The sequence below is a fragment of the Streptomyces sp. NPDC020875 genome, from assembly GCF_040641415.1.
Classification (GTDB): Bacteria; Actinomycetota; Actinomycetes; order Streptomycetales; family Streptomycetaceae; genus Streptomyces.
The window spans coordinates 21,446-27,445 of sequence record NZ_JBFADP010000080.1 but is presented as its reverse complement, the minus strand read 5'-3'; the positions used below and the strand labels follow the sequence as shown (position 1 = coordinate 27,445).

Sequence of the window (6,000 nt, the reverse complement as noted above, 5' to 3'; positions counted from 1 at the left end):
CGGCGCGCGGGGCATCGGCGGGCGGGGGGGGGCGGGGGGCGGGGCTGTGGCCGGGCGGGGCCGGACAGGGGCGTGGTGGGCCGGGGAGGGGCGTGGCGCGGCAGGCCCGCCCGGGGCCGGGGCGGTTGGCGGGTGCTCCGGGTGGGGCGCTCGGGTACGGGGTCGGCGGGCCCCGGGGTGCGGCGGAGCTTCAGGTCGTGGTCGTGGCCGTGGCCGTGGCCGTGGCCGTGGCGAGGGTACGCCAGCGGGGTTTGCGCCGCAGCCGGGCGCGCTGCCTGCGGTTTCACCGGGGGCCGAGGGCGGCGCCGTCGCGTTCACCCGCAAGGGTGACTGTACGTAGCCGCGTCGCCGCCTAACGTGGATTGCGCGGGGCCGGTGAGACGGACCGCGGAGCTACGACCCGTCCGCGCCCGCTCACTTCCGTGCGCATCCGGCGCCCGGTCCGGCCGCCACCCTCGATCGTCTCCCCGGAGGTCATCGTCATGCGCCGTCTCCCCATCGTGCTCGGTACCCTCGCCGCCGCCGCGAGTCTGGCCGTCGGCGTGCCGTCGGCCACGAGTCCGGCCCGCGCCGGGACCGGTGAGCTGATCGTCAACGGCACCGTCCACCACGACCCCAGCGGCTGCTTCACCAGCGCCCGCCGCCCCCTCGTCGTGGAGAACCGGACGAACAACTACGTCTTCGTCCACGACCGGGCGGGCTGCGGCGGGCCGACGATCGGCATCGTCCGGCCGGACCAGCGTTCGACCTGGCCACTGGGGATAAGTGTGTCCACTCAATGACGGGTCGGCGGCCCCGCCGCCGACCGCTCCGGGGCCGGGCCGCCCGTACTCCTCCCCGGGCGGCCCGGACTCCGCGGAGGCGTACGCTTGCGCGGGGCGCCGCCCCGCCTCCCCGTACCGCTCTGTGAGGAGAACGTTCGTGCTCGTGCTGCTGCCGCCGTCCGAGGGCAAGGCCGCCTCCGGTCGCGGTGCCCCGCTCAAGCCCGAGTCGCTGGGACTGCCCGGTCTCGGCGCCGCGCGGGCCGCCGTACTCGACGAGCTGGTCGAGCTGTGCGCCGCCGACGAGGAGAAGGCGGCGGAGGTCCTCGGTCTCAGCCAGGGGCTGCGGGGCGAGATCGCCAAGAACGTGGAGCTGCGGACGGCCGGAGCACGGCCCGCCGGGGAGATCTATACCGGCGTCCTCTACGACGCGCTGGGTCTCGCGACGCTCGACGCCGCCGCCAAGCGGCGGGCCCGTGCGTCTCTGCTGGTCTTCTCGGGGCTGTGGGGTGCGGTGCGGGTGGGCGACCGCATCCCGTCGTACCGCTGCTCCATGGGTGTCCAGCTGCCGCGGCTGGGGAAGCTGGCCGCGCACTGGCGGGAGCCGATGGAGTCGGCGCTGCCCGAGGCCGCCGGTGGTGGACTGGTCCTGGATCTGCGGTCGTCGGCCTATGCGGCGGCCTGGAAGCCCCGGGGCGAGGTGGCGGGGCGGACGGCGACGGTCCGGGTGCTCCACTCCCAGGTGGTCGACGGGGTCGAGAAGCGTTCCGTGGTCAGCCACTTCAACAAGGCGACCAAGGGCCGGATAGTCCGGGACCTGCTGGTTTCCGGGGCCCGGCCGAAGGACCCCGCCCGGCTGGTGGAGACCCTGCGGGAGCTGGGACATGTGGTCGAGGCCGAGCCGCCGTCCCGTGCGGACCGGCCGTGGGCGCTCGATGTGGTCGTCCGCAGCGTCCACTGAGCGGACCACCGGCCCGAAGCTCCGGAACACCGGACCGTCGCACTTCCGAACCGGCACCGGAACGCCGAACCGTCGAACCGTCGGAAAACTGAAACCCATGCCCGTTGCAGCATGCACAACGACCGTTGCAGACAATGAGGCGTCCCGGCAGGATGGCCTCTATGACCTCCGTGCTTGATCTCGCGCCCGTGATCCCCGTCGTCGTCATCGAGAACGCCGAGGACGCCGTCCCCCTCGCCCTCGCGCTGGTCGCGGGCGGACTGCCCGCGATCGAGGTGACGCTGCGGACCCCGGCCGCGCCGGACGCGATCCGGGCCATCGCCGCCGAGGTGCCGGAGGCCGTGGTCGGCGCGGGTACGGTCGTCTCCCCCGAGCAGGTGGAGACGGCGGTCCGGGCGGGGGCCCGGTTCCTGGTCAGCCCGGGGTGGACGGACGGGCTGCTGGCGGCCATGCGGAGTTCGGGTGTGCCGTTCCTGCCGGGCGTCTCCACGGTGTCGGAAGTCGTGGCTCTGCTGGAGCGGGGCGTGACGGAGATGAAGTTCTTCCCCGCCGAGGCCGCCGGGGGCACGCCCTATCTGAAGTCCGTGGCCGGTCCGCTGCCGCAGGCCCGGTTCTGCCCGACGGGCGGCATCTCGCGGCAGTCAGCCGCCGTCTATCTCTCCCTGCCCAATGTGGCCTGTGTCGGCGGCACCTGGATGCTGCCGCCGGACGCCATCGCGGCCAAGGACTGGACCCGGATCCGGGACCTCGCGGCGGAGGCGGCCGAACTGGCGCGCCCGGCCGCGTCCTGACACCCCGGCCCGGCACCTCGGCCCGGTACCTCGGGGGCCCGGGGTGCTCAAGGGCCTGCGGGCCCGGGCGCCCCGCCGGAGCGCCCTCGCCGTCCGGCACGGCCTGGCGTCTCGTCCCGTAGCGGCCGACGGCTCCCCGTCCCGGTTCGGGCGGCGTCCGGTGCCGCCGATCGTGTCGCCGCCGGCCCGGAGCCGGGGGCGCCCCGGCGACATCGCGCGCCGGAGCCCGGCACGCCCCGTCGGATGCCGGGGATGACCGGCCCCGGTTGTACGACGGCCCCGCCGCGCCCCTGTTCGAGGGGCACGCGGGGCCGGGGTCCCGTACCCCCGCGCCCGGCGGCACGGGGGCCGGAGGGTCAGCCGCGGAGGTGCGAGGTGTCGTTCAGGAGGCGTACCGAGGCGTTGCCGTCGCCGTAGTAGGCCACCGCGGAGACGGACGCCGCCGACAGCTCCATCCGGAACAGCGACTCCGGCGGGGCGCCGAGCGCCAGCCGGACCAGGGTCTTGATCGGGGTCACATGCGTGACCACCAGGACCGTGCGCCCGGACGACCGGGCGATCATCCGGTCACGGGCCGCCGACACCCGGCGGGAGACGGTGGCGAAGCTCTCGCCGCCGCCGGTCGGCGCGGCCTTCGCGGAGTCCAGCCAGGCGGAGAGGTCGTCGGGATAGCGCTCCCGGACCTCGCCGAAGGTGAGTCCCTCCCAGGCGCCGAAGTCGGTCTCCCGCAACCCGTCCTCGACCCGGACGTCGAGCCCGAGCCGGGCCGCGACCGACTCGGCGGTCCGCCGGCAGCGCTTCAGCGGCGAACTGACGATCTCCTGGATCGTGCCGCGGGCGGCCAGCGCCGCCGCCACGGCCTCCGCCTGCCGCAGCCCGGCCGGGGACAGCTCGGGATCGTCGCCCCCGCTGCCCGAGAACCGCTTCTCGGGCGTGAGCGCCGTCTCGCCGTGGCGCAGCAGGACGAAGGTGGTGGGGGCGCCGAGGTCGGCGGGGGCGGCCCAGCCGAGGGGCGCGGCGGCGGGGGTGGTGAGATCCGTACCGTTGACGCGCTCCCCGGCCGTCGCGGCCCGGGGCTCGGTCTCGGGCACCGTGGTACGCAGGGCGGCCCGCGCCTTGGCGGCGCCCGCGGCGGCGTCACCGACGGTCCGGGGCTCGGCGGCGGACGTCCCGGCGGTGCCGAGCGCGGCCGTGGAGCGCGCGGGCTCCCACTGCTCGCCCCGCTTGCCCGCGTCCATCGCCTCATTGGCGAGCCGGTCCGCGTGCTTGTTCTTCTCCCGGGGGATCCACTGGTACGTCACGGCGGAGCGGGGGAAGATCTTCGCCGCCTCCGCCGCCAGCGGGCGCATATCGGGGTGCTTGATCTTCCAGCGGCCCGACATCTGCTCGACGACCAGCTTGGAGTCCATCCGGACCCGGACGGTCGCGTCGGGCGCGAGCTCGTGGGCGGCCCGCAGCCCGGCGATCAGGCCCTTGTACTCGGCGACGTTGTTGGTGGCCACGCCGATGAACTCGGCGGCCTCGGCGAGGGTCTCGCCGGTGGTGGCGTCGAGGACCACCGCGCCGTAGCCCGCCGGGCCGGGGTTGCCCCGGGATCCGCCGTCCGCCTCGACGACGAACGTCGCCATCAGAGCCCGGACTCGCCGGTCCGGACCAGGATCCGGCCGCAGTTCTCGCAGCGGACCACGGTGTCCGACGCCGCCTTGCGGACGTCGTTCAGCTCGGTGATGTTCAGTTCGAGACGGCAGCCCTCGCAGCGGCGCTGGTAGAGCCGGGCGGCGCCGACCCCGCCCTGCTGGACGCGGAGCTTCTCGTACAGCTTCAGCAGATCGGCGGGGACGGCGGCCGAGACGGTCTCCCGCTCCTTGGTGACGGTCGCGGTCTGGTCGTCCAGCTCCTGCTGGGCGGCGTCCCGGCGGGCGGTGGCGTCGTCCGCCTTGGCCTGGACGGACTCGACCCGGGAGGTCAGCTCGGCGACCCGCTCCTGGACGGCCTCGCGGCGCTCCATCACATCGAGGACGACGTCCTCCAGATCGCCCTGGCGGCGGGCGAGGGAGACGATCTCCTTCTGGAGGTTCTCCAGGTCCTTGGGGGAGGTGATGGCGCCGGAGTCCAGCCGCTGCTGGTCGCGGGCGGCGCGCTGCCGCACCTGGTCGACGTCCTGCTCCGCCTTGGTCTGCTCGCGGGCGGTGTCGCTCTCCTCGGTCTGCGCCGCGACCAGCAGATCGCGGAGCTGGGTGAGGTCCTTGGTCAGCGATTCCAGCTCGGCGTGCTCGGGCAGCGACTTCCGCTTGTGGGCGAGCTGCGAGAGGCGTACGTCCAGGTTCTGGACGTCGAGAAGTCGGATCTGGTCGGCGGGCGCGGCGTTCAGTTGGGGGCTCCAGAGGAAGAGGTATGGGATGACCAGGGATCGGTGACCGTGGCCGAGACATGGACGCGCAGGCCCCAGCCGTGCCGGTCGGAAATCGCGTCGAGCTGCGCGGCGGCCTGCTCGCACCACGGCCACTCGGTGGCCCAGTGCGCGGCGTCCACCAGTCCGAGCGGGGAGTGCTGGGTGGCCTCGGAGACCGGGTGGTGGCGGAGGTCGGCGGTGAGGAAGGCGTCCACGCCCGCGGCGCGCACGGCGTCGAAGAGGCTGTCGCCCGAGCCGCCGCTGACCGCGACCCGGCGCACCGTGGCGTCCGGGTCACCCGCGAGCCGGATGCCCTGCGCGGTCGCCGGGAGCCGCTTCGCGGCCCGCTCGGCGAAGGCCGCGAGGGTCTCGGGGTGGGGCGTCTCACAGATCCGGCCGAGGCCCCGGCGGCCCGAGGGGTCGGTGGGGTCCGGCACCAGGGGTCCGACGACCCGCAGGTCGAGCGCGCCCGCGAGGGCGTCCGAGACACCGGGGTCCGCGGTGTCCGCGTTGGTGTGCGCGACATGGAGCGCGATGTCGTTCTTGATCAGGGTGTGGACGATCCGGCCCTTGAAATGGTCCGCCGCGACCGTCGTCGTCCCCCGCAGATAGAGGGGGTGATGGGTGACGACCAGACCGGCGCCGAGGGCCACCGCCTCGTCCGCGATCCGCTGGACGGGGTCGACGGCGAACAGCACCCGGTCGATCTCGGCGTCGGGGTCGCCGCAGACGGTCCCGACGGCGTCCCACTGCTCGGCCCGCTCGGGGGGCCACAGGGCGTCGAGGGCGGCGATGACTTCGGAGAGGCGGGGCACGGGACACAGGTTACCCGCGCCCCGTCACCCCTCGGCCTGCCCTGTCCACAACTCCGGCCCGATCATCACACCGGCGTGTACGAGTGGCGGTGGCTCCCGGACCCCCGGGCCGGGAGTCCGGGGGCGGCGGGGCACGGGGCCGCCGCCGAGTGGCCGTACGGCCCGGAACAGTCGGGCGGCCGTTCCCGTGGCCGACCGCCGGGCCCCACCCGATGCCGAAACGTTCCAGCTCAACGCGGCCAAGGCCCGGGACCCCGTCACCCCGTCCGTCCGGGCAGCA

At 74.9% G+C, this 6,000-nt stretch carries 6 protein-coding genes; 3 read left to right on the top strand and 3 right to left on the bottom strand.

The genetic code is table 11. From position 1 onward, the window contains the following. Positions 1-482 precede the first annotated feature (482 nt). The 3 genes from AB0G74_RS31700 to eda all read left to right on the top strand — a co-directional run bounded on the left by AB0G74_RS31700 (position 483) and on the right by eda (position 2,513). Complete coding sequence (locus tag AB0G74_RS31700; RefSeq protein WP_361153365.1) at positions 483-782, top strand: hypothetical protein; 300 nt, start codon at positions 483-485, stop codon at positions 780-782. A 139-nt stretch (positions 783-921) separates the two neighbouring features. Continuing rightward, positions 922-1,722, top strand: coding sequence for a peroxide stress protein YaaA (gene yaaA / locus AB0G74_RS31695; protein WP_361153362.1), 801 nt, complete (start codon positions 922-924; stop codon positions 1,720-1,722). Positions 1,723-1,883: 161 nt separating this feature from the next. Continuing rightward, positions 1,884-2,513: a bifunctional 4-hydroxy-2-oxoglutarate aldolase/2-dehydro-3-deoxy-phosphogluconate aldolase gene (gene eda / locus AB0G74_RS31690; protein ID WP_361153359.1), complete on the top strand. Its 630-nt coding sequence runs from the start codon at positions 1,884-1,886 to the stop codon at positions 2,511-2,513. Between the two features lie 356 nt (positions 2,514-2,869). Here the strand turns inward: eda and AB0G74_RS31685 are convergent, their stop codons facing one another. Genes AB0G74_RS31685 through AB0G74_RS31675 form a run of 3 tightly spaced genes read right to left on the bottom strand, consistent with a single transcriptional unit; the run spans position 2,870 to position 5,720 of the window. Continuing rightward, complete coding sequence (locus AB0G74_RS31685; RefSeq protein WP_361153356.1) at positions 2,870-4,141, bottom strand: bifunctional RNase H/acid phosphatase; 1,272 nt, start codon at positions 4,139-4,141, stop codon at positions 2,870-2,872. Further along, the gene (locus tag AB0G74_RS31680; protein ID WP_361153371.1) at positions 4,141-4,884 is read right to left on the bottom strand and encodes a C4-type zinc ribbon domain-containing protein; all 744 of its coding nucleotides are present in this window, start codon (positions 4,882-4,884) and stop codon (positions 4,141-4,143) included. The genes AB0G74_RS31685 and AB0G74_RS31680 overlap by 1 nt, the downstream gene beginning before the upstream one ends. Beyond that, positions 4,881-5,720 carry a Nif3-like dinuclear metal center hexameric protein gene (locus AB0G74_RS31675; protein ID WP_361153354.1) on the bottom strand — a complete coding sequence of 280 codons (840 nt, stop codon included), beginning with the start codon at positions 5,718-5,720 and terminating at the stop codon, positions 4,881-4,883. Before AB0G74_RS31675 ends, AB0G74_RS31680 begins: the two co-directional genes overlap by 4 nt. Between the last annotated feature and the right edge of the window lie 280 nt (positions 5,721-6,000).